The 26,859-nt window shown below is 71.0% G+C and carries 23 protein-coding genes; 15 read left to right on the forward strand and 8 right to left on the reverse strand.

The features are described 5' to 3' along the window. Nucleotides 1–2 precede the first annotated feature (2 nt). Nucleotides 3–989 carry an FAD-dependent oxidoreductase gene (locus AB0I28_RS10650; protein WP_357491777.1) on the forward strand — a complete coding sequence of 329 codons (987 nt, stop codon included), beginning with the start codon at nt 3–5 and terminating at the stop codon, nt 987–989. A gap of 44 nt (nt 990–1,033) precedes the next feature. Here the strand turns inward: AB0I28_RS10650 and AB0I28_RS10655 are convergent, their stop codons facing one another. Continuing rightward, entirely contained in the window at nt 1,034–2,515 is a 1,482-nt protein-coding gene (locus tag AB0I28_RS10655) for a glycoside hydrolase family 3 N-terminal domain-containing protein (RefSeq protein ID WP_357491779.1), read from the reverse strand. A gap of 145 nt (nt 2,516–2,660) precedes the next feature. On the opposite strand from AB0I28_RS10655, the gene AB0I28_RS10660 reads away from it, so the two are divergent. Both AB0I28_RS10660 and AB0I28_RS10665 read left to right on the forward strand, forming a co-directional pair. Further along, complete coding sequence (locus AB0I28_RS10660) at nt 2,661–3,836, forward strand: ROK family transcriptional regulator (RefSeq protein WP_357491781.1); 1,176 nt, start codon at nt 2,661–2,663, stop codon at nt 3,834–3,836. 101 nt (nt 3,837–3,937) lie between these two features. Beyond that, nucleotides 3,938–5,035 carry an N-acetylmuramoyl-L-alanine amidase gene (locus AB0I28_RS10665; protein WP_357491783.1) on the forward strand — a complete coding sequence of 366 codons (1,098 nt, stop codon included), beginning with the start codon at nt 3,938–3,940 and terminating at the stop codon, nt 5,033–5,035. A 52-nt stretch (nt 5,036–5,087) separates the two neighbouring features. Here the strand turns inward: AB0I28_RS10665 and AB0I28_RS10670 are convergent, their stop codons facing one another. Both AB0I28_RS10670 and AB0I28_RS10675 read right to left on the reverse strand, forming a co-directional pair. Beyond that, the gene (locus AB0I28_RS10670) at nt 5,088–6,104 is read right to left on the reverse strand and encodes an ABC transporter permease subunit (RefSeq protein ID WP_357491785.1); all 1,017 of its coding nucleotides are present in this window, start codon (nt 6,102–6,104) and stop codon (nt 5,088–5,090) included. After that, nucleotides 6,104–7,174, reverse strand: coding sequence for an ABC transporter ATP-binding protein (locus tag AB0I28_RS10675; protein ID WP_357491787.1), 1,071 nt, complete (start codon nt 7,172–7,174; stop codon nt 6,104–6,106). Before AB0I28_RS10675 ends, AB0I28_RS10670 begins: the two co-directional genes overlap by 1 nt. An 80-nt stretch (nt 7,175–7,254) precedes the next feature. On the opposite strand from AB0I28_RS10675, the gene AB0I28_RS10680 reads away from it, so the two are divergent. Together AB0I28_RS10680 and AB0I28_RS10685 are read left to right on the forward strand one after the other, a co-directional pair. Then, nucleotides 7,255–8,049: an ABC transporter ATP-binding protein gene (locus tag AB0I28_RS10680; RefSeq protein ID WP_357491789.1), complete on the forward strand. Its 795-nt coding sequence runs from the start codon at nt 7,255–7,257 to the stop codon at nt 8,047–8,049. Nucleotides 8,050–8,114: 65 nt separating this feature from the next. Then, on the forward strand, nt 8,115–9,536 hold the full coding sequence (locus tag AB0I28_RS10685) for an alpha/beta hydrolase (RefSeq protein ID WP_357491791.1): 1,422 nt from the start codon (nt 8,115–8,117) through the stop codon (nt 9,534–9,536). Between the two features lie 64 nt (nt 9,537–9,600). Here AB0I28_RS10685 and asnB read toward each other — a convergent pair whose 3' ends face one another. Continuing rightward, nucleotides 9,601–11,418: an asparagine synthase (glutamine-hydrolyzing) gene (gene asnB / locus AB0I28_RS10690; protein WP_357491793.1), complete on the reverse strand. Its 1,818-nt coding sequence runs from the start codon at nt 11,416–11,418 to the stop codon at nt 9,601–9,603. An 83-nt stretch (nt 11,419–11,501) separates the two neighbouring features. Between asnB and AB0I28_RS10695 the strand changes: the two genes are divergently transcribed. From AB0I28_RS10695 to AB0I28_RS10715, 5 genes are read left to right on the forward strand one after another with little or no spacing between them, the layout of a single operon-like run. Next, nucleotides 11,502–12,140 carry a helix-turn-helix domain-containing protein gene (locus AB0I28_RS10695; protein WP_357491795.1) on the forward strand — a complete coding sequence of 213 codons (639 nt, stop codon included), beginning with the start codon at nt 11,502–11,504 and terminating at the stop codon, nt 12,138–12,140. Beyond that, complete coding sequence (locus AB0I28_RS10700) at nt 12,137–12,910, forward strand: enoyl-CoA hydratase-related protein (RefSeq protein WP_357491797.1); 774 nt, start codon at nt 12,137–12,139, stop codon at nt 12,908–12,910. The genes AB0I28_RS10695 and AB0I28_RS10700 overlap by 4 nt, the downstream gene beginning before the upstream one ends. Continuing rightward, nucleotides 12,907–13,824 carry a class I SAM-dependent methyltransferase gene (locus AB0I28_RS10705; RefSeq protein ID WP_357491799.1) on the forward strand — a complete coding sequence of 306 codons (918 nt, stop codon included), beginning with the start codon at nt 12,907–12,909 and terminating at the stop codon, nt 13,822–13,824. The genes AB0I28_RS10700 and AB0I28_RS10705 overlap by 4 nt, the downstream gene beginning before the upstream one ends. Continuing rightward, nucleotides 13,821–14,381, forward strand: coding sequence for a DapH/DapD/GlmU-related protein (locus AB0I28_RS10710; RefSeq protein WP_357491801.1), 561 nt, complete (start codon nt 13,821–13,823; stop codon nt 14,379–14,381). Before AB0I28_RS10705 ends, AB0I28_RS10710 begins: the two co-directional genes overlap by 4 nt. Nucleotides 14,382–14,404: 23 nt before the next feature. After that, a complete protein-coding gene (locus AB0I28_RS10715; RefSeq protein WP_357491803.1) occupies nt 14,405–16,015 on the forward strand; it encodes an acetolactate synthase in 1,611 nt (536 codons plus the stop codon). An 82-nt stretch (nt 16,016–16,097) separates the two neighbouring features. Here AB0I28_RS10715 and AB0I28_RS10720 read toward each other — a convergent pair whose 3' ends face one another. After that, nucleotides 16,098–16,355 (reverse strand): helix-turn-helix transcriptional regulator, encoded by a 258-nt coding sequence (locus tag AB0I28_RS10720; protein ID WP_357491805.1) that lies wholly within the window; start codon nt 16,353–16,355, stop codon nt 16,098–16,100. Nucleotides 16,356–16,433: 78 nt separating this feature from the next. On the opposite strand from AB0I28_RS10720, the gene map reads away from it, so the two are divergent. Then, nucleotides 16,434–17,201, forward strand: a complete 768-nt coding sequence (map, locus tag AB0I28_RS10725) for a type I methionyl aminopeptidase (protein WP_357491807.1) — start codon at nt 16,434–16,436, stop codon at nt 17,199–17,201. After that, nucleotides 17,198–17,707, forward strand: a complete 510-nt coding sequence (locus AB0I28_RS10730; RefSeq protein ID WP_357491809.1) for a GNAT family N-acetyltransferase — start codon at nt 17,198–17,200, stop codon at nt 17,705–17,707. Before map ends, AB0I28_RS10730 begins: the two co-directional genes overlap by 4 nt. Here the strand turns inward: AB0I28_RS10730 and AB0I28_RS10735 are convergent. The 3 genes from AB0I28_RS10735 to AB0I28_RS10745 form a co-directional block, all read right to left on the reverse strand. Beyond that, the gene (locus tag AB0I28_RS10735; protein WP_357491811.1) at nt 17,667–18,743 is read right to left on the reverse strand and encodes a LacI family DNA-binding transcriptional regulator; all 1,077 of its coding nucleotides are present in this window, start codon (nt 18,741–18,743) and stop codon (nt 17,667–17,669) included. The two genes, AB0I28_RS10730 and AB0I28_RS10735, sit on opposite strands and share 41 nt — an antisense overlap. Then, nucleotides 18,740–21,562, reverse strand: coding sequence for a glycoside hydrolase family 3 C-terminal domain-containing protein (locus AB0I28_RS10740; RefSeq protein WP_357491813.1), 2,823 nt, complete (start codon nt 21,560–21,562; stop codon nt 18,740–18,742). The genes AB0I28_RS10735 and AB0I28_RS10740 overlap by 4 nt, the downstream gene beginning before the upstream one ends. 199 nt (nt 21,563–21,761) lie before the next feature. Next, entirely contained in the window at nt 21,762–22,967 is a 1,206-nt protein-coding gene (locus AB0I28_RS10745) for an ROK family transcriptional regulator (protein ID WP_357491815.1), read from the reverse strand. Nucleotides 22,968–23,186: 219 nt separating this feature from the next. Here AB0I28_RS10745 and AB0I28_RS10750 point away from each other — a divergent pair, with 219 nt between their 5' ends. The 3 genes from AB0I28_RS10750 to AB0I28_RS10760 all read left to right on the forward strand — a co-directional run bounded on the left by AB0I28_RS10750 (nt 23,187) and on the right by AB0I28_RS10760 (nt 26,851). Further along, entirely contained in the window at nt 23,187–24,863 is a 1,677-nt protein-coding gene (locus AB0I28_RS10750) for an extracellular solute-binding protein (RefSeq protein WP_357491816.1), read from the forward strand. Between the two features lie 84 nt (nt 24,864–24,947). Further along, nucleotides 24,948–25,934 carry an ABC transporter permease subunit gene (locus AB0I28_RS10755; protein WP_357491818.1) on the forward strand — a complete coding sequence of 329 codons (987 nt, stop codon included), beginning with the start codon at nt 24,948–24,950 and terminating at the stop codon, nt 25,932–25,934. After that, nucleotides 25,931–26,851, forward strand: coding sequence for a carbohydrate ABC transporter permease (locus AB0I28_RS10760; RefSeq protein ID WP_357491820.1), 921 nt, complete (start codon nt 25,931–25,933; stop codon nt 26,849–26,851). The genes AB0I28_RS10755 and AB0I28_RS10760 overlap by 4 nt, the downstream gene beginning before the upstream one ends. Nucleotides 26,852–26,859 lie beyond the last annotated feature (8 nt).

Raw genomic sequence — 26,859 nt, forward strand, 5'->3', positions numbered from 1 at the left:
GAATGGCATTAGGGCAGCTGCACGAGGTCGTGGTCGTGGGGGCCGGGCTCTCCGGACTGACCACGGCCCTGGTCTTGGCCGAGATCGGATTTCCGGTGCGGATCCTCTCCGAACGCGAGCCGTCCAGGACCGGTTCGGCAAAGGCCGGCGCGAGTTGGGGCCCGCACCCTGGCTTCAGGCGGCCCGTTTTGCGTTGGTGCGCGGAGACTTTCGGCGTTCTGGCCCGGCTGGCCGCTGAGCCCGGATCCGGTGTCCGCATGATCCCGGGCACCGAGGCGTTCGAGGAGGAGGTCCAGCCGCCGAGCTGGGCAGCCCGGGTGCCTGACTTCGTCAGAGGCCTCCCGCCAGGCCTTCCCGCCCGCTATCGAGACGGCTGGCGCTACACGATTCCCATCGTGGACATGCCGATGTACCTGGACTACCTCGCCGGTCGCTTCGTCGGCGCCGGTGGCACCATCGAGATCAGCCCGGCGGTCACCCGGCTCGGGGATGTCTCCACCGTCCACAGCCGGGGGACGGTCGTCGTCAACTGCACCGGTCTCGGCTCGCGGGCGTTGGTGCCCGACACCGATCTGAGGGCGGTGCGAGGGCAACTGGTGATGGTCGAGAACCCTGGGATCGGCGAGTTCTTTCAGGACAACCCGCACGGTGACGACCTGACTTACATCTTCCCGCATGAGGATTACGTGGTGCTGGGGGGACACGCGAGCAGCGAAGTGACTCGGATGCGGCCCGATCCCCACATTGCCGCCGGCATCCTCGATCGCTGCCAGGAGATCGATCCGCGCCTGCGCGGCGCGCGGGTCATCGGCCATCGGGTGGGGCTGAGGCCGCAGCGGCCGACGGTGCGTGTGGAATGGGATGAATCCGCCGGGTTTCCTCTGGTGCACAACTACGGGCACGGCGGGGCGGGCCTGACGCTCTCGTGGGGATGCGCCTTCGAGGTCGCGAACCTGGTCGGAGAGGGTGGACCCGCCCGCCCCGCCTGACTTCCGCGGTGCCGGGACATCGTTGCCCCGGCACCGCGACGGACTCACCGGCCGAGCAACGCCTCCGTGGCCGCCTCGGCGTTGACGGGGGCCGCCCCGTAGGTCGCGACGTAGGCGGCGGCGCCGGCGGGACGCCAGTGGGCCGGCCAGCCCATCTCGACCAGCACGGTCGGGATACCGGAGGCGGCCACCCCTTCGACGAGGTTGCGCGAGCGCAGGTGGCGGTGGGTGTCGCGGGCGACGACGACGACGGAACGGCCGTCGGCGCGCGCGGTGACGGCGGAGGTGTCGGCCGTGTCGTGGTCGAGGTAGAGCGTCTCCGACTCGGCGAGTCGCTTGGCCAGCAGCGGCGTCACACCCCAGGGGACGTCGCCGACGGCGATGTTGCCCGGCGTGTCGATGTGCACGATCAGCGCGTCGGTCAGGTTCGGCACGATGCCCTCGACGTGCACGGCGCGTCGGGCGGCGTCGGGCCCGACACTGGCGGCGGTGTGGGCGCCGTTCCCGTTGCCCTGCGCGCCGATCAGCCACGAGCGCAGGTCGTCACCGCGACGGGCGGCGTCGTACAGGCGCTCCTCGGGCAGTTCGCCGGCCTTCACGGCACCCATGATCGCGTCGACGGTGGCGTGCACCAGCTCGGTCATCGGCCCCTGCTTCTGGGTCTCGCCGCCGAAGCAGATCAGGTCGCAGCCGGCGCCGATCGCCTGCGCGATCGCGGCGGGGATGCCGCGTGAACCCGACACGCCCCGCATCTCGACCGCGTCGGTGATCACCGCGCCGTCGAAGCCCAACTCGCCGCGCAGCAGCGTGGTCAGCGCGGCGGGGGAGAGGGTGGCCGGCAACTCGCCGGTCAGCGAGGGGACCCGGATGTGACCGGTCATGACCACGCGCGTCCCGGCCGCGATGGCGGCGGCGAAGGGGACCAGCTCGCGCTCGCGGAGGGTCGAGAGCGGCACGTCGACGGTCGGCAGGGTGTGGTGGGAGTCGTCGACGGTGGCTCCGTGGCCGGGGAAGTGCTTGGCACAGGCGGCCACGCCGGCCTCCTGGAGCCCGGCGACGGCCGCGGCGGCGTGCCGGGCGACGAGGTGGGGATCGCGACCGAAGGAGCGCGTGCCGATGACGGGGTTGTCGTCGGCGACGTTGATGTCCACGGCGGGGGCGCAGTTGAGGTTGACACCGACGGCGTGCAGCTCGTCGCCGATGGCGCGGTGCACGGCGCGGGTCAGGTCCACGTCGTCGACGGCGCCCAGAGCGGCGTTGCCCGGGTACGGGCTGCCCGCCGCGTGATGAAGACGGGTGACGTCGCCTCCCTCCTCGTCGGCGCCGACGAGGGCGTCGGGCCGAACGGCCCGCAACTGCGTCGTCAGCTCCGCGACCTGAGCCGGGTCGGCGATGTTGTAACCGAAGAGGACGTAGCCGCCGATGCCTTCCGCGAGGAGATCGAGTGCCCACCGGGGAGCGGTAGTACCGGAGAATCCCGGCAAAAGCGTACGAAGTGCTAGGGAGCGCAGGTCCTGATCGGTCATAAGGGACACCATTCGGGAGGGGTATTCGCAGGAAACTTGCCAATAAGAATAGACGGTCGGCGCCACTCCGCGCCTCCGTGGACCCGGTACGCAAAGATGCTGGTAAGAACCCAGCCCCTACGACCATGACGAAGGGCGACCACTCATGGCGACTCGCCGTTTCCCAGGCATTCCCAGCCTGTTGCGCGTACTGAACGACCGGGCGGCACTCGAACTGCTGCTGCACAACGGCCCGATGACCAGGGCGGAGCTGGCCGCCGAGACCTCGCTGTCCAAGGTGACCGCCTCGCAGATGGTCGAACGGCTGGAGGCGCGCGGACTGGTCACGGTCGTCGGCAGCCGCCCCGGTGGGCGCGGACCCAATGCGACCGTCTATTCCGTGGTTCCCGGATATGCCTATGTCGTCGGCGTCGATGTCGGCCCCCGGACGGTGACGGCCGCGATCGCCGACCTCACGGGCTCGGTCTGCGGACGGGTGCGCATCGACACCGGCGACGGCGACGACCCCGTCCAGGTGGTGCACCGGGCGGTGTTCGACGTGGTCGAGGCCGCCGACGTGCCCCAGGACCGCATCCGCCGGATCGTCTGCGGCACGCCCGGCCTTGTCGAGCCCGACAGCGGCGACCTCGGCTTCTCCTGGGAACTGCCCAGTTGGCACCACGGTCTGCGCGCGGCCCTCACCGAGGACCTCAAGCGGCCGGTCGTCTTCGAGAACGACGTGAACCTCGCCGCCGTCGCCGAACACCGCGACGGCGCCGCCGACGGTGTCGACGATTTCGTCTACGTGTGGTTCAGCCGGGGTCTCGGTGTCGGTGTGATCCTCAACGGGCGCCTGCACCGGGGAGCGACCGGCGGTGCCGGCGAGATCGGCTACCTGCCCGTCCCCGGCGGCCCGCTGCCCGCGGGTTCGGTCGCCCGTCGCGCGAAGGGCTCCTTCCAGCAGCTCGCCGGCGCCGACGTGGTCCGCACTCTCGCCCGCGACTTCGGCTTCGACCGCGTCAACGGCGCCAAGGCCGTCAAGGCCGCCGTCGCCGCCGGTGCCGATGGTGAGGCCTTCCTCGACGAGCTGGCCTCCCGCATGGCCCTCGGTGTCGCCTCGGTGAGCGTCGTGCTGGACCCGGGCCTGGTGGTTCTCGGCGGGGCCGTCGGCTACGCCGGTGGCGAGGCGCTGGCGACGCGGGTAGCCGCGCAGGTCGGCAAGCTCGCGCCGGTGCGTCCGCGCGTCGTGGTCGGCACCGTCCCGGAGGACCCGGTGATGCGCGGGGCGATGTTCGTCGGTCTCGACGCGGTGCGCGAGGAGATCTTCGACGAGGAGTCCTGACGCCGGGGCCGGGCGGCGCCCGGCCCTCACCGGTCACCCGTTCGGGCGCAATCCGGCATATCTCCGGCGCATATGACCGAGTTTCACCTAAAGTGCCGGTTATGCGAGTTACCCCTGTTGTTCGTGCGCTCAGCGTGGCGGTCGCGACCGGTGCGATCCTCGCCGCCTCCTTCCTGCCGGCCGCTTCGGCCGGCGCCCATGATGGCGACGGTCCCGGCGACCCCGGTGGCTCCGGCCTGGAGGATCCGCCGTCCGCCCTGCCGGGGGCTCCGGCGGATCCCGAGGCGGCCGCCGTCGACTACCGGTCGGCCGACTGGGCCGCCGCGAGCGCCGAGAACTACACCGTCGCCGACCGGCCGAAGGACCACCGGATCCGCTACGTGGTCGTCCACGTCATGCAGGGCACCTACGAGGGCACCAAGGCCTGGTTCCAGAACCCGAAGGCCCAGGTGACCACGCACTACATCATGCGGGCCAAGGACGGGCACGTCACGCAGATGGTGCGGGAGAAGAACATCGCCTGGCACGCCGGGAACTGGGACGTCAACACCGAGTCGATCGGCATCGAGCACGAGGGCTGGGTGAACGAGAAGAAGTGGTTCACCGACACCGTCTACAAGTCCTCGGCGAAGCTCGTGCGCGACATCGCCGCGCGCCACAAGATCCCGCTCGACCGGGAGCACATCATCGGCCACGTCGAGGTTCCCGGCGCGGACCACACCGACCCCGGCCGCTACTGGGACTGGAACAAGTACATGCGCTACCTGCGCGCCGGCGACGATGACGACGAGGATCCGGGTGTGGTCGTCGACGACGCCACCGAGGGCCGCGTCAGCGCGAGCGCGAACTGGAAGACCGACTCGATGAACGGCCAGTACGGCAAGTCCGTGCGGGTGGCCGGCCCGGTCGCCTCCAGCGACCCGCTGTGGTTCAAGGCCAAGCTGCCCTCGGCGGGCTCCTACCGCGTGTACGCGCGCTATCCGGCGGCCGAGGGCAACAACTCCAAGGCGCCCTACATCGTGCACACGAGCGGCGGGAACGTGTCCGTCTACGTCGACCAGCGCACCGGCGGCGGGCAGTGGCACTCGCTGGGCGTCTTCGACTTCGCCTCGGGCGACTACGACGCCGTGGCGGTGAGCCGGTGGACCGGCGGCAAGGGCCGGATCGTCGCCGACGCGGTCAGACTCGTGAAGCAGTAGAAGACACGACGACGCCCGGCCGGGAGATCCCGGCCGGGCGTCGGCATGTCCGCTAGTTGCTCGCGACGTCCCGGCGCTTGAACACCAGCGCGGCGAGGCCCACCAGGGCCGCCGTGAACAGGACGAGGACGCTGATCCCGCCGAGGGTGTCGATGTTGATCCCGGCCGGCATGTCGTCGTAGGACGAGCTGTCGTAGTAGTACTCGCTGCTGCGGATGAAGTACTCGCCGTCGAGCCAGGCGATGACGTACGGCGACAGCAGCGCCGCCTCCAGGTAGTACAGGCCCGGCAGCAGCTGCGCGAGCAGCCGCATGCCGAACTCGAACACCACGGCGTACCCGGCGAGGGCGCCGAGCGCCGCGGCGGTCCGGCGGCCGAGCATGGCGATGGCGAAGCCGATGAGCGTCAGCAGGATCGGCAGCACCGCCATGCGCAGGCACTGCTCGACGAAGTTGGCCAGCCACGCCCCGCTGAAGTCGCCGACGTAACCGCCCACCGAGGTGATCACCCACAGCAGGAACAGGAAGATCGCGCTCAGCCCGACCGCGCCCGCGGTCACCGTGATCACCGAGGCGGCCAGCTTGCTGAAGAAGACCTCCATGCGCCGCGGCTTCCACAGCATCAGGTTCGTCATGCCGCCGCTGGGCCACTCCGCGCCGATGAACGACGCGGCCGTCACCAGGCCGGCCAGCGCGATGAGCGACCCGAAGGCGTACATCAGCGGCGGGGCGTCCTGCGTGAAGGTGATGACGCCCGAGAGGTAGTCGGCGGTGTCGACCAGGCCGGGGTCGTAGACGTCGCAGTCCTCGCCGGAGAAGTAGTTGTACTCGCCCTGTACCTCGCGGGGCAGGTCGGTCATCCGCAGGCACTCGGCCTGCTCGACCTCGGCGTCGGCGCGGGCGCGGTTGGCCTCGGCTTCGGCGTAGGCGATCTCGGAGTCGGTGGGCTTGTGCGAGTTGGCCATCGAGATGACCAGGATCGCGCCCATGACGCCGACGGTGGCCAGGGACATGACCAGGCCGAAGCGGCGGGTGAAGAAGCGCCGCACTTCCACCAGGAGCAGTCGCATCAGGTGTTCTCCTGTCCCGGAGCGGCCGGCGGGAGGGGCTGGACGGACAGGTCCGGCGGTGGCGCCTGACCCGGCACGGCCGGCGCGTACGGTGGGGGCGGCGGGCCCGGCACGGGGACCCGGATCGAGTCGTCGACCTGCGGGTAGCGGCCGTCGACCGGCGCGGTCCCGGTGAGCTGGAGGAACACCGTCTCCAGGTCGGGACGCAGCTGCACCAGCTCCGAGACCCAGATGTCGCTCCCGCCGAGGGTGCGGGTGACGAAGGCGGGGTCGTTCATGCGCGGGACGATGATGTGCTCGTTGACGCGGTGGGCTTCGAGCCCGGCCTCGGCGAGGACGCCGATCGCGGCATCGGGGTCGGGAACCAGGACCCGGACGTCCCCTGTGGACTGGGAGGCGATGACGTCCTTCACCTTGCCGGTGTGGACACGGCGGCCGCGCGACACGATCGTCACGGTGTCGCACAGCTGCTCGACCTCGGCCAGAAGGTGCGAGGACACCAGTACGGTGACCCCGTTGGCGGCCAGGCCCTGCATCAGCTCGCGCATCTCGCGGATGCCGGCCGGGTCGAGGCCGTTGGCGGGCTCGTCGAGGATCAGCAGCTCCGGCTTCTTCAGCAGGGCCGAGGCGACCGCCAGTCGCTGCCGCATGCCGAGCGAGTAGGCCTTCACCCTCTGCGCGGCCCGGTCGCGGAGGCCGACGATCTCCAGGACCTCGTCGATGCGCTGCCGGGGAATGCCGACCGAGCGGGCGAGCAGGTCGAGGGTCTGGCGTCCGGTGAAGTTCCCGAAGAAGTTGGGGGCCTCGACGATCGCGCCGATCCGGTCGACGACCTGCGGCAGCCGATGCGGAACCTGCTGCCCCAGTACGGTCATCATGCCCGCGTCGGCGCGGACCAGGCCCAGCAGGGCGCGCAGGGTCGTCGTCTTCCCGCAGCCGTTGGGGCCGAGGAATCCGTGCACCTCGCCCCGCTGCACGACGAGGTCGAGCCCGTCCACGGCCACCACGGGACCGCGGCGCAGTGTACGGAATTCCTTGCGGAGTCCGCTGATTTCGCAGACGACTGTCACCTGCATCACCTCCGGTGGCACACCCTACGTTGTACGCACCACTTCCCGCGCTCCCCGAATGGTCGTGATTGGATTAACCCGTGCCAGAGCCGACTGATCTCGTCATCTCCGTGGACTCCGCCGTCGTCCGGCGCGGCCGCAGCCTTCTCCTGCGCGATGTGAGCTTCCAGGTCGAACTCGACGAGCGCTGGGTGGTCCTCGGACCCAACGGCGCCGGGAAGACGACCCTGCTCAACCTCATCTCGGGGCGCATGCACCCGACCTCGGGAACCGTCGAGCTCCTCGGCGAGCGACTGGGCAAAGTGGACATCTTCGAGCTGCGCCCGCGTATCGGCCTGGCCACCGCGCAGCTCGCCGAGCAGATCCCCGGCGACGAGACGGTCGTCGACGTCGTGGTCACCGCCGCCTGGTCGGTCCTCGGCCGCTGGCACGAGGAGTACGACCCGGTCGACGAGCAGCGCGCCCGCGCCCTGCTGGAGCAGCTGGGCATGGCCGAGCTCGCCGACCGGACCTACGGGACGCTGTCGGAGGGCGAGCGCAAGCGGACGCAGATCGCCCGCGCGCTGATGACCGACCCCGAGCTGCTGCTCCTCGACGAGCCCGCCGCCGGTCTCGACCTCGGCGCGCGCGAGTCGCTGGTGAAGCGCCTTTCGGAGCTCGCCTACGATCCCGACGCTCCGGCGCTGGTCCTCGTCACGCACCACGTCGAGGAGATCCCGCCCGGGTTCACCCACGCCCTGCTCCTCAGCGACGGCGGCGTGGTCGCGGCGGGCCTGCTCGACGAGACGCTGACCAGTGAGAACCTCACCAAGACCTTCGGGGTGAAGCTCGAACTGAGCCGCAACGCCGACCGTTTCACCGCCCGCGCGATCTGAACGCCGCAAAAGGGATCAATGATCAAAGCTGCCGAGTTGCGTCGCGGCGGTGTTATACAGGCTAGGTGAGCACTTGGCGGGAGCGACTAGAGGCGAATCTGCGGCTGACGGTGCTCCTGGTGCTCGCGGCCGTTTCGGTGGCGACGATCCCGGGTCTGGTCTACCCGATCGACTCGGCCTCGCCGGTCGGCGCCGATCCCGCCGACGACGTGGCCGGTTCACCGTTCGACACCGTGCCGCGCGATCTCATCGACATGCTGCTTCCCTCGACGGTGGGCGCGCTTGAGCCGGTCGAGGCGTCCTACGCGGTGGCCGCCGACCCGGAGCTGTCGGTCGCGGCCGTCGAGCGCGACCCGGCGAGTCTGCCCGACGATCCTTTCGCCACGGCGATCAGCCTGCTGTCGCACGCCGACACCGAGGCGTCCTCGGTCCGGCGCTTCTTCTCGGCGATCTCGGCCGAGGTCGCCGACTGGGCCGCGGTGCTGTTCCCCGACTCGATCGGCAACCTCGACGGTGCTCCCTATTCCTCGCGGATCGCCGCCAACCGCATCCGCGTCACGGCCGAGTCGAACGTGAGCACCCGGCTCCCGGTGCCGGTCTGGGCGCCGCCGTCGGAGCTGGCCGCGCTGCCTTACCGGGACTTCTTCACCGCGGCCAACGCGCGCGGCCATGACCTCATCTACTTCGATCCCGGTGCCAACAACGGGCAGGGGAGCTGGGTGGAGCTGATCGGGGACCTCGACACCGCCGACCGCGTCGGCATCATGGTCCCCGGCGGCAGTGCGTCGGTGGTCAGCGACAACTTCGTCCGCTATGCCCTGCGCGCCAAGAGTTTCGTCGACGCGCCGGAGGCGGGCGAGAAGCTGGCCGTGATCGTGTGGGCCGGCGCGGAGTTCCCCAGCGGCTGGGCCCAGGAGGGCATGGCGACCTACGCCCAGCGCGCCGCGCCGAGGCTGGCCGCCTTCAGCGAGGACCTGCGGACCCGGCTCGCGCCTTCGACAACCGTGGTGGCCGTCGGGCACTCCTACGGAGGCCCGGTGGTGGGCCTCGCCGAGACCGAGGGCCTGTCGGCCGACGTGGTCCTGCACCTGGCCTCGGCCGGTTCGGGGCACGGCGTGAGCGGTCCCGAACAGCTCGACGACCCCTGCCGTCCCCGCTACTCGATGACCGCGCCGGCCGACCTGATCGGCTACGTGCAGGGTTCCGGTGACGCGCTGGGGATCGGGCACGGCCTCGATCCCGACCTGATGCCCGGGACGATCCTTCTCGACAGCGGCTTCCACCTCGACGACCCGAACGCCGTCGACGACATCGGCCGCCCGCTAGGGCCCTTGGCGGGGACCGAGATCCGCGGTATCCACGCACACAGCGAGATCTTCAACCCGGGTTCCGGCGGCTGGCGCAACGTGCTCGCCGTGCTGACCGGCGGTTCGGTGGTGCTGGAGGCGGGCGCACAGCCTCCCGTCGTGCCGGGCTGTGCGCCTTAGGGCGTGTCCGGGTGATCACTGCGGGGCCCGCACCCACAAGATCACCAGGACCCGCCCCCAGGGCTCAAGCGATCCGCAGCCTGGGCGAGTAGGTCTCCAGGCACAGGCCGAGGTCGAGGGCGAGTTCCAGGCCCAGTCGCGCGCCGATCTCCAGCGGGCCGTCGCCGTTCGCGATGGCGGTGAGCCGGTCGCGGTCGACGAGACCGAACAGCCGGTGCGCCGGGTCGTCGAGGTAGCGGCGGGCCTGCTCGCGCAGCGCCCTGGAGTATCCGGCCTCCTGCGTCTGCGGGTAGTGGCTCTTGACGCGTTCGACGACGGACTTGGGAAGGATGTCGGCGACAGCGGCCCGCAGCAGGCTCTTCTCGCGCCCGTCGAAGGTCTTCATCGCCCACGGGACATTGTGGACGTACTCGACGAGCCGGTGGTCGCAATAGGGGACGCGCACCTCCAGCCCGCCGACCATGCTCATCCGGTCCTTGCGGTCGAGGAGGATCGGCAGCAGGACCGTCAGGTGCAGATGCGAGCCCTCGCGCATCCGCCGCTCCAGACCGCTCTCGCCGTCGAGCCGCGCGACCTTGGCGAGCGCTTGTTCGTAGCGCTCGCGGACGTAGGTCGGCAAATCCAGCTCCTTGCGCGCCTCGGGGGTCAGCACGTCGTCGCGGGGAGGGACGAGCGCCAGCCACGGGAAGGTCTCGGTCGCCCGCTCGGCCGACCAGTGCGTCCACCGGTATCCGCCGAAGACCTCGTCGGCGGTCTCGCCCGACAGCGCGACCGTCGAGTGCTCGCGGACGGCCTCGAACAGCAGCAGCAGCGACCCGAAGGCGTCCCCGCCGCCCATGGGGGTGTCCGCGGCCCGAAGGACGCGCTCGCGGAGGGCGGGGTCGGCCAGGCCGGCGGTGTCGAGGTGGATCTCGTGGTGCTCGGTGCCGGCGTGGGCGGCGACCTCGCGGGCGAACTCGGTGTCGGAGGTGGCGCGCAGGTCGTCGGCGATGAACTCGCCGAAGCCCATGGCGAAGGTCGACAGCCGTCCGGGGGTGACCTTGGCCGCCAGCGCGGTCAGGGCGCTGGAGTCGAGGCCGCCGGACAGCAGTGAGCACAGCGGGACGTCGGAGACGAGCTGGCGGGCGACGATGTCCTCCAGCAGGTCGCGGATGTTCCCGACGGTCGTCTTGAGGTCGTCGGTGTGCTCGGCGGCCGGCAGCGACCAGTAGACGTCGGTGCGGATGCCGGCCTGGCTCACCGTCACGACCGTCCCGGGCTCGACCTCGGCCATGCCGGACCAGAAATTCCCGCCGGGCGTGCTGATGAACGACACGACGTCGCGCAGCCCGTCGGTGTCGACGGCCGCCTCGACGAGCGGGTTGGCCAGGATCGCCTTGGGCTCGGAGCCGAAGAGGACGCCGTCGGCGGTGGGCAGGTAGTGGAGCGGCTTGACGCCGAGCCGGTCGCGGACCATCACCAGCTTGCGCTCGCGCCCGTCCCAGACGGCGAAGGCGAACATGCCGTTGAGGCGCTCGGCCAGGGCCGGCCCCCATTCGAGGTAGGCGCGCAGGACGACCTCGGTGTCGGAGGAGGTGGTGAAGGCGTGGCCGCGGTGGCGCAGTTCGCCGCGCAGTTCGGTGAAGTTGTAGGTCTCGCCGGCGTACACCAGTACGACCGGGCCGTCGGGGGTGTCGGCGCGCATGGGCTGGGCGCCGCCCTCGATGTCGATGATCGCCAGGCGGCGGTGGCCCAGGGCGACGTGCCCGCCGCCGGACTCGTCGATCCAGACGCCGGCGTCGTCGGGACCGCGGCAGGACATGGTGGCGGTCATGGCGTCGACGGTGTTCCGTGCCCGGGCGAGATCTCGCTCGTAGGACACCCAGCCGGTGAATCCGCACATGGGCTCGCTCCTTCGAAGTTGACTGAAGTGACTACAAAAATGTAGCAGCTTCAATTAGGTAGTCGCTGTAGTAGAGTCACCGCATGAGTGAAGAAGCCGGGCAGGGCATGCGCGAACGCAAGAAGCAGCGGACCCGGCGGGTCATCATCGAGACGGCCTACCGCCTCTTCGGCGAGCACGGCTACGAGGAGACGACCGTCAACCAGATCGCCGCCGCCGCCGACGTCTCGCCAGGGACCTTCTTCAACCACTTCCCGGCCAAGGAGGACGTCGTCTTCTCCGAGCCCGATCTCCTCGACCTCGCCGTGCGCCGCATCGCCGAGCGGGAGCCCGGCGAGGCCCCCGTCGACGTCCTCGTCCGCACCATCGCCGGCCTGCTCACCGGCCCCCGCGACCCCGGCGACGAACTGGAGGTGCTGCGGCTGAGGCTCACCATGACCGTCCCGGCGCTGCGGTCCGCCGTGCTCCAGCGCCTCTTCGACGCCCAGGAGCGCTTCGCCGACGCCCTGCGCGCCACCCGGCCCGGCGAACTCGGCGAGATCGAGGCCCTCGCCCTCATCGGCGCGGTGATCGGGGCGATGATGGCCGCCGCCAGAGGCGCCCTTGTCAGGGACCTGCCGCTCCCCGAGGCCGTCGACACCGCCCTCGCAGGGATCGCCGCGTCCCTGCGTCAACAGCCCCGGCCGGAGCGGACCGACTCCCCGGTAACATCCCCTGCATGAGCGAGTTCGTACGCCTCGAAGTGACCGCCGGCATCGGCGTGATCCGCCTGTCGCGCCCCCCGATGAACGCACTCAACACGCAGGTCCAGGAGGAGCTGCGCGCCGCGGCCCACGAGGCGAGCGCGCGCCACGAGATCCGCGCGGTCGTCCTCTTCGGCGGTGAGAAGGTCTTCGCCGCGGGCGCCGACATCAAGGAGATGTCGGACATGGACTACGTCGACATGACCGCACGCGCGCGCGACCTGTCGAGCGCCTTCGACGCCGTCGCCCGCATCCCCAAGCCCGTCGTCGCGGCGATCACCGGCTACGCCCTGGGCGGCGGCTGCGAGCTGGCGCTCACCGCCGACCTGCGCGTGTGCGCCGACGACGCCAAGCTCGGGCAGCCCGAAATCCGCCTCGGCATCATCCCCGGCGCCGGCGGCACGCAGCGGCTGCCGCGGCTCGTCGGCCCCGCCAAGGCCAAGGACCTCATCTTCACCGGCCGCATGGTCGACGCCCAGGAGGCCCTCGCCATCGGCCTGGTCGACCGGGTCGTCCCCGCCGCCGACGTGTTCGACACGGCAGTGGAGATGGTCAAGTCCTACGCGACCGGCCCGGCGCAGGCGCTGCGCGCTGCCAAGGCCGCCATCGACGGCGGCATGGAGATGGACCTCGCCAACGGCCTCAACTGGGAGTCGCAGCTGTTCGCCGGGCTGTTCGCCACCGAGGACAAGAACGTCGGCATGAAGGCCTTCATCGCCAAGGACAAGCCGGAGTTCACCGGTCGATGACCCTCTACGACGAACTGCGCGACGACCCCAAGGCCGCCAACATCGCCTACCACGACTGGGAGGCGGAGACCTACGACGAGAAGTGGTCGATCTCCTACGACGACCGCTGCGTCGACTACGCCCGCGAGCGTTTCGCGCTGATGGCCGGGCGCGAGAACTGGCCCTACGGCGACGCCCTCGAAGTCGGCTGCGGCACGGGCTTCTTCACCCTCAACCTCATGCAGGCCGGGGTGATCGAGCGCGGGCACGTCACCGACATCTCCCCGCGCATGGTCGAGACCGCCTGCGCCAACGGCAAAGCCCTCGGTCTCGACGTCGGCGGCCGTGTCGCCGACGCCGAGGAGATCCCCTACGAGGACGCGTCGATGGACCTCGTCGTCGGGCACGCCGTCCTGCACCACATCCCCGACGTCGAACTCGCCTTCCGCGAGGTCCTGCGAGTTCTCAAGCCGGGCGGGCGCTTCGTGTTCGCCGGCGACCCGACCCGCGTCGGCGACTTCTACGCCCGGCGCCTGGGGCGGCTCACCTGGTGGGCCACCACCAACCTGACGAAGCTGCCCGGACTGGAGGGCTTCCGCCGCCCGCAGGTGGAGCTCGACGAGTCCTCCGAGGCCGCCGCGCTCGAATCGGTTGTAGACCTGCACACCTTCGTGCCCGGCGAGCTGCGCGACATGGCCGTTGCGGCCGGCGCCGCCGAGGTCGAGGTCAAGACCGAGGAGCTCACCGCCGCCATCTTCGGCTGGCCGGTGCGCACCTTCGAGGCGGCCGTGCCGCGCGAGCGACTCGGCTTCGGCTGGGCCGACTTCGCCTACCGGAGCTGGCAGGCACTGTCGAAAGTGGACGAAGTGCTCACCGGGGTACTGCCCCGCGACATCTTCTACAACGTCCTCATCACCGGCACCAAGCCGCGATGAGCCGGTGGCGGCGACTGGTCTGGGCGCTGCGCTACGCGCGCGTGCGCCTGACCGCGCCCCACCTGCGGATCGCCTGGCCCGTCTACATCGGACGCGGCGTGCGCCTGCACGCGCGCCGCGGCCACGGGCGGCTCATCATCGAGCCGGGCGTGCACATCGGCGACGGTACGGCCGTCCGCGCACATGAGGGCACGGTGCGCATCGGCGCCGAGACCGTCCTGGCCACCCGTGTCACCGTCAACGCCTACCTCGACGTGCGCATCGGCGCGTCCTGCCTGCTCGCCGACGAGGTCTACGTCATCGACTTCGACCACCGCGTCGCCGACCTGACGGTCGACATCAAGGACCAGGGGATCGTGAAGTCCCCGATCGACATCGGCGACGACTGCTGGCTGGGCACCAAGACCGTCGTCACCCGCGGAGTCCACATAGGATCCGGAGCCGTGCTCGGCGCCGGCGCGGTGGTGACCCGCGACGTGCCGCCGCTGGCGATCTTCGGCGGTGTTCCGGCGCGCGGGATCGGTCACCGCGCACCGCGGGAGGCTACCGGCGCGTAGGCTGCGGGGTCAGGAGGTCCACGATGGAAGGCACCGGTGGAGACCTGGCCCTGGCGACCCTGCGGGGTCACGGTGTCCGGGAGATGTTCACCCTGTCCGGCGGGCACGTGTTCCCGCTGTACGACGCGGCCGTCAAGCAGGACGTGCCCATTTACGACGTGCGCCACGAGCAGACGGCGGTGTTCGCCGCCGAAGCCGTCGCGCGCCTGACCAGACGTCCCTCGCTGGCGGTGCTGACCGCCGGTCCCGGTGTCACCAACGGGATCTCGGCGGTGACCACGGCGAAGTTCAACGGCTCGCCGGTGGTCGTGCTCGCCGGGCGGGCGGCGATGTGGCGCTGGGGTTCGGGCAGCCTTCAGGAGCTCGACCACGTACCGATCCTGGCGCCGGTCACCAAGCACGCCGCGACCGTCACCGACACCGCCGCCGTGGTGTCCGATGTGGATGGAGCGGTGCGCGCGGCGATGAAGCACCATCGCGGCCCGGTGTTCCTGGACCTGCCGCTGGAGGTCGTGTTCTCGCGCGCCGAGTCCGAGATCCCCGAGGCCGGGGCCGCCGGCGTCCACGAGCCCGATCCCGACGAGGCCGCCAAAGCCGCGGCGCTGCTCGCGCGCGCCGAGCGTCCGGTGATCATCGCCGGTTCCGACGTCTACGCCGCCGACGCCTTCGCCGCGCTCCGCGAGTGCGTCGAGGCCCTGCGGATCCCCTTGTACACCAACGGCATGGGCCGCGGCGCCCTGCCGCCGGCGCACGAACTGGCCTTCGCCCGCAGCCGCCGCACGGCGATCAAGGGCGCCGACGTCGTCGCCGTCATCGGCACGCCGCTGGACTTCCGGCTCGGGTTCGGTGACTTCGGTGACGCCCAGGTCGTGCACATCGTCGACGCCGACACCCAGCGCGCCACCCACGTCAAGCCCGCCGCCGCGCCCTACGGCGATCTGCGGCTGGCCCTGACGCAGCTGGCCTCCTACGCCGGAGTGCGCGCCGACCACGATGTCTGGATCGCGTCGCTGCGCACCGCCGAGGACGCCGCGGCTCACAAGGCGGGCGAGGAGATGTCGGCCGACACCGACCCGATCCGCCCGGCGCGCGTCTACGGCGAACTGCGCAAGGCGCTCGACCCCGACGCGATCACGATCGGCGACGGCGGCGACTTCGTCTCCTACGCCGGAAAGTACCTCGAACCCTCCCGGCCCGGCAGCTGGCTCGACCCCGGCCCGTACGGGTGCCTCGGCACCGGCATGGGCTACGCGATGGGCGCCCGGGTCGTCAATCCCGGGCGGCAGATCTGCGTGCTCCTCGGCGACGGCGCCGCCGGGTTCTCGCTGATGGACGTCGAGTCGCTGGCGCGGCAGAAGCTGCCGGTGGTGATGGTCTGCGGCAACAACGGCGTCTGGGGGCTCGAGAAGCACCCCATGAAGGCGATGTACGGCTACGACGTGGCCGCCGACCTCCAGCCCGGGCTGCGCTATGACGAGGTCGTCGGCGCGCTCGGCGGCGCGGGGGAGACCGTCGAGAAGGCCGCCGACCTCGGCCCGGCGCTCAAGCGCGCCTTCGACGCCGGCGTCCCCTACCTGGTCAACGTGCTCACCGACCCGGCCGACGCCTACCCGCGCTCGGCGAACCTGGCCTGACCTGACGCGCGGGCCCGGTCCGTCCGGGTCCGCGCTCCATTGCCGCCCGCGCCGCGCCCTCACCGCCATTGGGCGTGGGACCTCAAGCCGCCCGGCTCTCCTCGCCGCAGTTGCCGGCGAGGACGTCCATCGACAGGCCGAGCGTCGCGGCCAGCCCGGCGATGGTGAAGAAGGCGGGCGTCGGGATCCGCCCGGTCTCGATCTTGCGCAGCGTCTCCACCGAGATCCCGGCGAGCGCGGCGACCTCGGTCGCCCGTCGTGCGCCTCTGGCCTGCCGCAACAGCAGGCCGAGGCGCACGCCGCGCTGCCGTTCGGACTCCGTCAACCTGTCGCGTACCATGATGCGATAATAATACCGGTATTTGAATTCGTGTCGCCGACGCCCGGAGCGGACGGCGGGCCGGGAACGGAGTGGACCGTGGTCGAACTGAAGACCCCCTCGCAGATCACCGCCATGCGGGAGGCCGGCCGCGTCGTCGCGCAGGCCCTCGCGGCCGTCCGCGCGCACGCCGCCGTCGGGGTCTCACCGCGAGAACTCGACGACGTCGCCGGCAAGGTCATCGCCGACGCGGGCGCCACCCCGGCCTTCCTGAACTACCTTCCCGGCTTCGCCAAGACGCCCTACCCGGCCGTGACCTGCATCAGCGTCAACGACGCCATCGTGCACGGCATCCCCGGCGAGGATCCCCTCGCCGAAGGCGACCTGGTGAGCGTCGACTGCGGCGCCTTCGTCGACGGCTGGTGCGGCGACTCGGCGGTCACCTTCGCCGTCGGCGAGCCCGCCCCCGCCGACGCCGCGCTCATGGAGGCCACCGAGCGGGCCCTCCACGCCGGCATCGCCGCGGCCGTCCCCGGCGCCAAGATGGGCGACGTCTCCGCCGCCATCGGCGAGGTCTGCCGAGCCGGACGCTTCGGCCTGCTCGCCGGTTACGGCGGACACGGCATCGGCCGCCGCATGCACGAGGACCCGCACGTGCCCAACGAGGGCCGCGCCGGACGCGGCCTGCGCCTGCGTCCCGGCCTGGCCATCGCGATCGAGCCGATGTTCAACATCGGCGGCCGCGACGACTCGCGCCTGGACGCCGACGGCTGGACCATCCGCACCGTCGACGGCACCCGCGCCGCGCACTTCGAACACACGATCGCGATCACCGAGGACGGTCCGCGTATCCTTACCGCCCTATGAGCGACATCCACATCCGGCTCGCCACCGAGGCCGACATCCCCGCCATCCTCAAAATGGGCGACGAGGCCGTCGCCTGGCTCGCCGAGCGCGGCCGCACCGGCCAATGGGGCACCAGGACCTGGACCGGCAACGCCGCCACCGAGGAGCGCATGGTCAAACGGCTGACCAGCTGCGAGTTCTACATCGCCGAGATCGACGGCGAACCCGCCGGCGCCCTCGCCGTCGGCGACCACGGGCAGGAGTACGTTCCCGCCGCCGACGAACCCGAGCTGTACGTGCACTTCCTCATCACCGCCGGCGCCTTCCACGGCCGCCAGGTCGGCGCGACCCTCCTGGCCCACGCGCGCGAACGCGCGATCGCCTGGGGCGTCGAGCTCGTACGCGTCGACTGCTACGGCGGCGACGACCGAAAACTCGTCGCCTTCTACACCTCGCAGGGCTTCGAACCGATCCAGACCTTCACGGTCAAGGACTGGCCGGGCCAACTGCTGGGCTACCGGCTCTAGGACGCGCCGAACTCTCCCGCACCGTCAGACGCGGCGCCAGCAGCGTCTCCCGCGGCACCGCGGCACCCTCCAGTTTGGACATCAACAGCGAGACCGCGCGCTCGCCCAGGTCCTCGGCCGGGATCAGCACCGAGGACAGGGCGGGCGCGGTCCGCTCGGCGACGTCCTCCGGGCAGATCGCCACCACCGCGGTGTCCTCGCCGACCCGCCTGCCGAGCGCGCTCAACGCGCTCAGCACGTGCCCGACGGCGGCCTCGTTGTGCACCGCGATCCCCGTGGTCTCCGGATGGGCGGCGAGCAGCTCGCCGACCGCCCGGGCCGCCGAGCCCGCGTCGTCCTCGCACGCGACGGCCACCGCGTCGGCGCCGCGCGCGGCGGCGCGCTCCAGGAACCCCGCGCGGGTCCTGCGGGCGAAACCGGTATCGCGCCCGTAGACCACAGCCGGAGCGCCGAGCAGGGCCACACTCGTGTGGCCCAGCTCGGCCAGGTGCTCCGCGCAGGCCGCGCCCGCGGCGGCGAAGTCGAGATCCACGCAGGTCACCCCCGTGCTGTCCGACGGGATCCCGATCAGCACGCTGGACAGGTCCAACTCGCGCAGCAGCGGGACCCGCGGGTCCTCCCACTCCACGTCCATCAGGATCAGGCCGTCCACCATGGACCCCGCCGCGAGCCGCCGAAGGCCCGCGGGGCCCTCGTCGGCCGTCACGAGAAGAACGTCGTGATCGTGCTGGCGCGCGGTTATCGCCACGGCCGTCGCGAAGCGCATCAGCACCGGCAGATGCATGCCCGAACGCAGCGGCAGCACCATCGCGATCACGTTCGACCGCTTGCTCGCCAGCGACCGCGCACCCGCGTGCGGGTGGTAGCCGAGCACGCGGATGCTCGCCAGGACCCGCTGCCGGGTCGTCTCCGAGATCATCCGCTTGCCGCTGAGCACATAGGACACCGTGCTCACGGCGACGCCGGCGTGCCCGGCGACGTCGGCGATGGTCACCGAACCGGGACGCTGCGCCCGCCTTCGGCCGGGTTCGGTCATGTGTTCTCCGAGCTGAAACTCAGGCGGCCGACCACGACGGCGGCCGCGCCGTACACAAGGTACAGATCACCGGCACCGGGAACCGCCGGGATCGGCGAGTCGACCGCCACGAACTCCTGCGGACCGCCGGTCGGCGGCACCGTGAAGACCGCCAGCACCGGACCGGTGTGGGGATCGAAACGCCGCAGGGACAGTGTCGCGGGCGCCTCCGACGGATTCGCCGCAAGGACCCGGCACGCCCTGACCCCGGCGTCGAACACCACGTCATGGAAGGCCGCCCACGCACCATCGCGCACCGCCGCGACCGCGTCGCCCGCCAACGGCGTCTCCGGCACCAGCAGGGTGCCGCAGTAGTCGTCGTGGTCGGCGGCGACCAGCTCACCCGACAGCACGCGCGGCACCGGAGCCTCCCCGCGCACGTCCAGGGTCGCTGAGAGCTGGATGTCGGTCGCGGCCCGGCCCACCTGGAGCCGATGCCTCGCCGAGGGCACGAACCAGCGCCCGGCGCCGACGTCCCAGTGCCCCAGCTCGGAGGCGTGCACCCGCATCGTCACCGAGTGCGGTTCGCCCGGATCCAGCCGCAGCTTGGCGAACGCGCGCAACTGCCGCAACGGCGTGGGGATCCGCGACCGCGCGCGATGGCTGTACAGCTGCACGACCTCGACCGCCGGGCGCTCGCCGGTGTTGACCACGACCACCTCGACGTCGACGAAACCGTCGGCGTCGACCGTGTCCGCCGAGAGCCGGATCCGTTCGTACTCCACCGTTGCGTAGCTCAGGCCGTGCCCGAAGGGGTAGAGCGGCGTGCCGCGGAAGTACAGGTAGGTGGCCTCGTCGGCGATGATGTCGTAGTCGAGGAGATCGGGCAGGTCGGCGGCGTCGCGGTACCAGGTCTGCGTCAGCCGGCCGCCGGGTTCGGCCTCGCCGTAGAGGACCTCGGCCAGCGCGTGCCCGTACTCCTGGCCGCCGTGCGCCGACCACAGGATCGCCGGGAGCTCGGCCTGCGCCCACGTGACGGAATAGGGATAGCTGCTCTGGAGCACCAGGACCGTGCGCGGATTGGCCGCGTGCACGGCCTCCAGGAGCCGCTGCTGCTGCGCGGGCAGGGCGAGGTCGGCGCGGTCCTCGGTCTCGCGACCGTTCACCAGCGGATGGTTGCCCAGCACGACGACGGCCACGTCGGCCTCGGCCGCCAGCCGCGCCGCCTCGGCGACGCCGTCGGTGAGCAGCTCGACGGTGAACACCCCCGCCTCGGCCTCACCGGCGTCGGCGCGCAGGACACCGTCGTCGCCGGCCCGCAACCAGCGCCCGGAACCGTGATGGCACAGGCGAAGTGTGCCGTCGGAACGGAAGTCGGGCACGAAGATCTCGCGCACGACCCACTCGTGCGGGCCGGGGGAGTCGTCGTGGAGGGCGCCGCCCTCGACCACGGTCACGTAGCGCCCGCTCACCGTCGACAGCAGCGTCCACTGGCCGCCGCCCCAGTCGTAGGCCGTGAAGCCGCTGCCCTCGCCCTCGGCCAGCCGCAGCGGACCGTCCCCATCGGACACCACGGCCTTGCCCCCGCACAGCAGCGCGACGGTGTCGGCGCCGTCGGCGGCGGTGACGTTCTCCGCGCCGATCCTGGCGGCCAGCCCCTCGCGCGCGGTCACCGCGTAGGGGAGCGTGCCGCTGTACCAGTCGGTCAGCTGCCGGTCGCCGAGCGGCCCGAGGACCGCCACCCGCGACGCCCGCTGCGGCGCCAGCGGCAGCAGCCCGCACTCGCGCTTGAGCAGCACGATCGAGTCGGTGGCGGCCTCGCGCGCCAGCGCGCGGTGCTCGGGCGAGTCGATGACCTCGGCCGGGATCGCCGTATAGGGGTTCAACTCGGGCGGGTCGAACTCGCCGAGACGGAAGCGCAGGAGGAGCAGCCTTCGCACCGCGGCGTCCACCTCGGCGTCACCGATCAGTCCCTTGTGGACCGCCTCGGTCACCCGGGCGATCGTCGGCGCGGTGTCGGCGTCGTTGTCGGTGAAGCTGTCGATCCCCGCGATCAGGGCGGCGGCGTGGGAGTGGGCGTGGTCGTCGAAGTAGTGCTGCGGATCGACCAGATTGGACGGTGCCAGGGCGTCGCTGACCACCACCACGTCGGGCTGCCACTCGCGCAGGACCTCGTTGATCAGCGGCGACACGTGCGCCGGACGCCCGTTGACCAGGTTGTAGGAGGCCATCACCGCCACGGCCGCGCCTTCGAGGAGCGCCGCGCGGTAGGCGGGCAGCTCGTACTCGTGCAGGACGCGCCGGCCGAGGTTCGACGACGTGGTGCAGCGGTCGGTCTCGTTGTTGTACGCCAGGAAGTGCTTGAGGGTCGGCGCGGTCTTGAGATAGACGGGGTGGTGGCCGCGCAGCCCGGCGGCATAGGAGGTGGCCATGACCCCGGTGAGCCACGGATCCTCGGAGTGGCCTTCCTCGTTGCGGCCCCAGCGGGGGTCGCGCAGCGGGTTGACCACCGGCGCCCAGACGTTGAGTCCGCCGCGGCCGGTCGAGTGGTGGAAGGCGCGCACCTCGTCGCCGACGGCGGAGCCGACCCGCTCCATCAGCTCCGGGTCCCAGGTGCTGGCGAGGCCGACGACCTGCGGGAACACCGTCGCCGAACCGAGCCACGCCAGGCCGTGGGCGGCCTCGGTCCCGGTGGTGAAGGCGGACGTGCCCAGACGCTCGACGGCGGGCTGGTGCTGGTGCAGGAAGGCGACCTTCTCCTCGAAGGTCAGCGCGCCGAGCAGTGCCTCGACGCGCTCGGACAGTGGCCGCGTGTGATCCAGGTGGACGGTTGCGTTCATCGACGGTCCTTTGCCTGTGTCGAAGCGCTTCGACGACCGGCCGGAGAAGGCGGCCGAGGGATTTGTCGAAGCGTTTCGACGAATGTCCGGTGAGGTTTCGGTGCTGTTGCGGCGGCGGTGCATTGAGGCTGGCACCGCGACGAGGCGGCGGTCAAGGCCGCCGAAGGTCTCGTTTCGGTAACGCGTCGGGGACCGTTTTCTAGACGGAGAGTTTCGCGTAGTCGACGGCGTCGAGCACCGAGGCCGCGCCGCCCGAGGCGGCCGCCGAGTGCGCCAGTTCGGAGACGGCGAGGCGGGCGCCGCCGGCGTCGGGCGCCAGGACCCTCTTGGCGAGTTCGGCCTGGGCGCTGGGAAGCAGCCACTCGGCGAGCGGGACGTAGTGTCCGCCGAGGACGATCAGCGAGGGGTTGAGGACGTTGGCCAGGATCGCCACGCCCTTGCCGAGGTGGCCGCCGATCTCGTTGAGGGCCGCGACGACCACCTTGTCGCCCGCGCGGGCGCGGCGCGCGATCTCGGCGACCTCCGGGTCGAGGTCGCGCAGGGCCTCGTCGGTGTTGTCGGGGTCGATGCGGCGCACGATCGCCGCCGTCCCGGCGACGGCCTCCAGGCAGCCGCGGCGGCCGCAGCCGCACAGCGGCCCGTCGGGGACCACCTCGACGTGCCCGATCTCGCCGGCCGCGCCGCTGCTGCCGCGCACCAGCCGGCCGCCGATCAGGATCCCGGCGCCGAGGCCGAGCTCACCGGTCAGGTAGGCGAGGTCGGGATGTCCGGCGGCGACTCCGTAGCGGTACTCGGCGATCGCGCCCAGGTTGGCGTCGTTCTCGACGGTGACCGGGTAGGCGGGGTTCCCCAGTGCCGAGCGCAGCGCTCCGGTGAGGTCGACGTCGGACCATGCCAGGTTGGGGGCGTTGGCGACCACCCCGGCCGGTGTGACCAGGCCGGGAACGCCGACGGTCAGGCCGATGATGCGCCGGTCCTGCCGGGAGATGCGGGCGGCGGCCCGCCGCGCCAGCGCGGCGATCGCGGTGGCGGCCCGGGACGCGGTCGAGTCGAGGCCGTCGAAGGAACGGCGCCAGGACAGCACGCGGGCGCCGCCCAGGTCGATGGCCGAAAGGGACAGGTAGTCGGTGTTGACCTCGATGCCGAGCGCCACGTAGGGCTCGCCGTCGAGCACGAGCATGGTCGCCGGGCGGCCGATCCGGCGCTCGGTCAGACCGGTCTCGCGCAGCAGGCGCCGGTCGATGAGGTCGGCGACCAGGCTGGAGACGGTCGCCTTGTTCAGGCCGGTCTCGGCGGCGATGTCGGCACGCGAGCAGGGGGCGTTGGCGTGGACGTGTCGCAGCACGACGGCCAGGTTGGTGGCTCGTACCACGGCGAAATCGGCCGGGTTGGGACCGGTCGGCATGAGGGCGTACTCCGTTCGCGATGGTGGCCGGCGCCCCGCTGCGGGACCCCGCGTTCATCATGCCGTGCCGACGCCGGGCGCACCGCGCGCGTACCCGGCCGACACGGCCTTGTGGCCTCCGCCACCATGGACTAGTTTGTTTAGACGATAGCCCAACTAATTCTACCGAGGCGTCCTCACACGCCATCCGGTGACACGCTTCGAAAGGAGCGACCAGACGTGAAACGACCCCTCACCGAGGCGGCGGTCGACCGGCGCGGCTTCCTCTCCCTGCTCGGCGTCGGCGCCCTCGCCACCACCTCGGGCGGACTGCTCGCCGCCTGCGGCTCCGGGGGCGGCGCCGGTGACCAGGGCACCGCGACCCAGACCGACAAGCTCCTCCAGCTGATGCCCAGGTATCAGCCGGTCGAGCTGATCCCACCGGACCTCCCCGGTGTCGGCGGTGCCCCGCACGGGTACCTCAGCTACCCGAAGAACCTGGTCCAGGCGATCACCGAGACGCCCGGGACCAGCGGCAAGGAGATCGCCGCGATGGCCCCGCACTGGGGCACCGTGCCGCCCGCCCTGGGCAGCAACTCCTACTACGACACGGTCAACACCCGTCTCGGCGTGCCCGTCAAGTTCTCCCTCCAGGACGGCGTCACCTACTTCGAGAAGCTCAACACCATCCTCGGCGCCAAGGACGTGCCGGAGGTCTTGTGCATCCCCTCGTGGAACGTCGCCGGACTCGCCCACTTCAGCGACGCCGTGTCCGCGCTCTTCGCCGACCTGACACCCCACCTGCAGGGCGACGCCGCCCTCAATTACCCGATGCTGGCGAACCTGCCCACCAAGTCCTGGCTGGAGTGCGTCTGGGGCGGCAAGATCATGGCCGTCCCCTACCCGTCCGACGGCTACCCCTGGGCCTTCTTCTACCGCAAGGACATCTTCACCGAGCTCGGTGTCGCGCCGCCCACGACCGCGCAGGAGCTCTACGACCTGGGCAAGGCCGTCACCGACGCCAAGGCCAAGCGCTGGGCCTTCGGCAGCATCATCTGGGAGGTCGAGCGGCTCTTCGGCTCGCCGGGCTCGCAGGAGGGCTGGCGCAAGAACGCCGACGGCACCGTCGTCAACAAGATCGAGACGCCCGAGTACGCCGCGGCGGTCGAGTTCATGACGAAGCTGTTCGCCGACGGTCTCGTGCACCCCGAGATGATGTCCAACACCGGCGACGCCAAGCAGCTGTTCAACAGCGGCGAGATGCTCATGACCACCGACGGCCTCGGCGGCTGGGAGGGCTCCCTGGCCACCCAGACGGCCATCGATCCCAAGTTCGACATGCAGCCGGTCTACCCCTACTCGCACGACGGCACCACCACGCCGATCATGCGCGGCGGCGGCCGGGTCGTGTTCTACAACTTCATCCGCAAGGACCTCGGCGACGACCGGGTCAAGGAGATCCTGCGGGTCCTGAACTGGTGCGGCGCGCCCTACGGCTCGCAGGAGGCCGAGCTGATCCTCTTCGGTGAGGAGGGCAAGCACTTCACGCGCGGCGCCGACGGCACCCCGGTGAAGAACGACCTGGGCAACACCGAGGTCGCCGGACCCTACGCCAACATCAGCGGAGCCCCGCCGGTCATCACGCCCGCCAAGTACTTCGGTCAGGTCCAGTCGCGCGTCGACTGGAACAACGCCGTCACGCCCCTCCAGGAGAAGGACCCGTGGGAGGGGATCCGGCTGGAGATCCCGTCGAAGGTCGCCGCGCTCAAGCAGCCGACCGAGGACAAGATCAACGACATCCTGCGCGGCCGGACGGCCCTGTCGGAGCTGGAGACCATCAAGAAGGAATGGCTGCAGAAGGGCGGCGAGGAAGGCCGCGAGTTCTACGCCAAGGCCCTCAGTGACAACGGCCGGTGAGTCGGTGTCCACAGTGAACACCCGGGGATCCGGCGCCCGCCGGATCCCTTCGGGGTCGTCCCGCCGTCTCGCCGGGAGAACGCGATGCCCACGATTACCGGCGAGCGGTCCTCCGCGGGCGTGACGCCTGCGCCGCCCGTCGCGCGACGCAAACCCCGCCGCACGCCACTGGCCGCAAGGCTTCGCCGCGACTGGCCGCTGCTGGCGATGACGCTGCCGGCGGCGGGCCTCCTGGTGGTCTTCCACTACATCCCGACCCTGTGGAACGCCATCGCCTTCCAGGACTACAACCCCTACGCGGGCGCCGCGGGCAGCGAGTGGGTCGGGCTGGGCACCTTCCAGCGCATGCTCGGCGACCCCGGCTTCTGGGACGCCACGGTCAACACCCTGGCGCTCACCGGCTTCCAGCTGGTGTTCTTCTTCCCGATCCCCATCGCGCTGGCGCTGCTGCTCAACTCGGTGCTGTCCCGCCGCATCCGCAAGATCATGCAGAGCATCGTCTACCTGCCGCACTTCTTCTCGTGGGTGCTGGTGGTGTCCTTCTTCGAGCAGATGCTCGGCGGTGCGGGCCTGCTCGCGCAGGAGATGCGCGAGCTCGGGCTCGAACCGCTCAACATCATGAACAACCCCGAGGGCTTCCCGCTGCTGGTCACCGCGCAGGCGGTGTGGATGGACGCCGGCTGGGGAATGATCGTGTTCCTCGCGGCCCTGTCGGCGATCAACCCGAGCCTCTACGAGGCCGCGGCCAGCGACGGAGCCGGCCGGTGGCGCCGCCTGTGGCACGTGACCCTGCCCGGACTTCGGCCGGTGATCGTGCTCCTGCTGATCCTCAAGCTCGGCAGCGCCCTGTCGGTGGGCTTCGAGCAGTTCCTGCTCCAGCGCGACGCGGTCGGGGCAGGGGCGGCCGAGGTCCTCGACACCTACGTGTACTTCCAGGGAATCATCGTCGGCGACCTCAGCTACGGCGCGGCCGCCGGAATCTTCAAGGGCGTGGTCGGCCTCGTGCTGATCCTGGTGGCCAACCGGGTGGCGCACACACTCGGCGAGCAGGGGGTGTACTCCAAAGAATGACGACCACGACGATCAAGCGAAGGCATCCCGAGCGTCCCGTCTGGGAAGAGGAGCCGACGGTCGCGGGCAAGGGCCTCAAGGCCGTCGCGCTCACCGCGATCGCACTGGCGATCGTGCTGCCCATGTGGGTGGTGTTCGTGACGAGCGTGTCCTCGGAGAAGGCCATCAACGAGGCCGGCGGTCTCGTGGTCGTTCCCGGCGAGCTGTCGCTGCGGGCCTACGAGCAGATCCTGTCCGGCGGGACCGTGACACGGGCGGTGCTGGTGTCGACGGGCGTGACGCTGGTCGGCACGGCTTTCAGCGTCGTCCTTTCGGTGCTGGCCGCCTACGGCCTGTCCCGGCGGGGGTCGGTGCTGCACCGGCCGCTGCTGTTCGTGTTCCTGCTGACCTTCCTGTTCGGTCCGGGGCTGGTGCCGTCGTACCTGATGGTCACCGGACTGGGCCTCAAGGACAGCTACTGGGCGCTGATCCTGCCCAGTGCCATCAACGCGTTCAACCTGGTGGTGCTGCGGGCGTTCTTCATGGCGATCCCGCAGGAGCTGCTCGACTCGGCGCGCATGGACGGCGCCGGGGAGGTGCGGATCCTGACCCGGATCGTGCTGCCGCTGTCGAAGGCGGTGACCGCGGTCGTGGCGCTGTTCTACGCCGTCGGGTACTGGAACGCGTTCTTCAACGCCGTGCTCTACATCGACGACAACTCGATGTCGCCGCTGCAGATCCTGTTGCGCAGCATGGTCCTCCAGGGCACCAATCCCACCGGGTTCGCCGGGCCGACGCCCGGAACCGCCGTCGTGGCACCGAATCTGGCCATCAAGATGGCGGTCGTGATGCTGGCCGTCGTGCCCGCGCTGCTGGTGTTCCCCTTCGTGCAACGGCACTTCACCAAGGGTGTCATCACCGGCGCGGTCAAGGGATAGGCTCTGTC

Source organism: Phytomonospora sp. NPDC050363, from assembly GCF_040655735.1.
Taxonomy (GTDB): domain Bacteria; phylum Actinomycetota; class Actinomycetes; order Mycobacteriales; family Micromonosporaceae; genus Phytomonospora.

Bases quoted from the DNA above. Each gene is read 5' to 3' on its own strand.
- AB0I28_RS10650 (WP_357491777.1), top strand. From the start codon at position 3: ATGGCATTAGGGCAGCTGCACGAGGTCGTGGTCGTGGGGGCCGGGCTC.
- AB0I28_RS10655 (WP_357491779.1), bottom strand. From the start codon at position 2,515: ATGACCGATCAGGACCTGCGCTCCCTAGCACTTCGTACGCTTTTGCCG.
- AB0I28_RS10660 (WP_357491781.1), top strand. From the start codon at position 2,661: ATGGCGACTCGCCGTTTCCCAGGCATTCCCAGCCTGTTGCGCGTACTG.
- AB0I28_RS10665 (WP_357491783.1), top strand. From the start codon at position 3,938: ATGCGAGTTACCCCTGTTGTTCGTGCGCTCAGCGTGGCGGTCGCGACC.
- AB0I28_RS10670 (WP_357491785.1), bottom strand. From the start codon at position 6,104: ATGCGACTGCTCCTGGTGGAAGTGCGGCGCTTCTTCACCCGCCGCTTC.
- asnB (WP_357491793.1), bottom strand. From the start codon at position 11,418: ATGTGCGGATTCACCGGCTGGGTGTCCTACGAGCGAGATCTCGCCCGG.
- AB0I28_RS10695 (WP_357491795.1), top strand. From the start codon at position 11,502: ATGAGTGAAGAAGCCGGGCAGGGCATGCGCGAACGCAAGAAGCAGCGG.
- AB0I28_RS10700 (WP_357491797.1), top strand. From the start codon at position 12,137: ATGAGCGAGTTCGTACGCCTCGAAGTGACCGCCGGCATCGGCGTGATC.
- AB0I28_RS10705 (WP_357491799.1), top strand. From the start codon at position 12,907: ATGACCCTCTACGACGAACTGCGCGACGACCCCAAGGCCGCCAACATC.
- AB0I28_RS10710 (WP_357491801.1), top strand. From the start codon at position 13,821: ATGAGCCGGTGGCGGCGACTGGTCTGGGCGCTGCGCTACGCGCGCGTG.
- AB0I28_RS10715 (WP_357491803.1), top strand. From the start codon at position 14,405: ATGGAAGGCACCGGTGGAGACCTGGCCCTGGCGACCCTGCGGGGTCAC.
- AB0I28_RS10720 (WP_357491805.1), bottom strand. From the start codon at position 16,355: ATGGTACGCGACAGGTTGACGGAGTCCGAACGGCAGCGCGGCGTGCGC.
- AB0I28_RS10730 (WP_357491809.1), top strand. From the start codon at position 17,198: ATGAGCGACATCCACATCCGGCTCGCCACCGAGGCCGACATCCCCGCC.
- AB0I28_RS10735 (WP_357491811.1), bottom strand. From the start codon at position 18,743: ATGACCGAACCCGGCCGAAGGCGGGCGCAGCGTCCCGGTTCGGTGACC.
- AB0I28_RS10740 (WP_357491813.1), bottom strand. From the start codon at position 21,562: ATGAACGCAACCGTCCACCTGGATCACACGCGGCCACTGTCCGAGCGC.
- AB0I28_RS10745 (WP_357491815.1), bottom strand. From the start codon at position 22,967: ATGCCGACCGGTCCCAACCCGGCCGATTTCGCCGTGGTACGAGCCACC.
- AB0I28_RS10755 (WP_357491818.1), top strand. From the start codon at position 24,948: ATGCCCACGATTACCGGCGAGCGGTCCTCCGCGGGCGTGACGCCTGCG.
- AB0I28_RS10760 (WP_357491820.1), top strand. From the start codon at position 25,931: ATGACGACCACGACGATCAAGCGAAGGCATCCCGAGCGTCCCGTCTGG.